1 pseudogene is annotated in these 720 nt (G+C 36.8%); it reads left to right on the top strand.

What is annotated here, in order from left to right:
• Positions 1-407 precede the first annotated feature (407 nt).
• Positions 408-720: pseudogene (locus LI015_RS27995) on the top strand (hypothetical protein); the annotation flags it as partial.

Raw genomic sequence — 720 nt, 5'->3', positions numbered from 1 at the left:
CACCTCCCCTGAAAGGCTGTATCGTTATACCTTTCAGTGCCATTTTAACATATATCAGGATGTAAAGAAACAAAATTATCATATCGAAACAACTAAATCTGGTTGAACAATGTTCTTACGGATTCAGGTTCCTGAATTCACAGTTGACAAATTAAGTAAGATGTAACAGGAGGTGAATATGACAGTCCGTGAAATAATATCTATTTTATTATGGCCCATGGCTCTTTTCATTGTGGTCTGGATTGATTCCTGGTTGAGGGATTGGGGTCTGTTTGGAGGGTGTAATACAATGCTTGAACGTATCCTACTTGTATTATCAATTTTAGTCTACATTCTCCTTATTTACGTTGGGAGCTTTGTTGTGTAATTTTTTAAAAATTAAGACCTTAAGAAAGGGGAAAATTGAAATGACAGAAATTAAAATCATCCCGCAGAAATTTTCATTCCAAGTACCGAACATTACAGATGGGCATGGAAATACAAAATTGCCGGGAATCAGCGTTGAGATTGAAGTAAATGCATTTAAAGTGGATGCTGAAAAAATAAGGGAACGTTTGATAAATGTTTTTTCAGAGGTCCTTGATTACTTTGAAGCAGACGAAGAGAAAAAGGAACGGAGGAAAGGACAGAAAGAGGACTGGAAACATAAAGCGCTGTTATACCTAGAAGATTTATGGGTGGACGAGAACGAACGTATCAATGAATACACCTTGGAAGGGA

Origin of the sequence: Enterocloster sp. 210928-DFI.2.20 (assembly GCF_020554465.1) — a bacterium.
Classification (GTDB): Bacteria; Bacillota; Clostridia; order Lachnospirales; family Lachnospiraceae; genus Enterocloster; species Enterocloster bolteae.
This window is presented reverse-complemented; position numbering and strand designations above follow the sequence as displayed.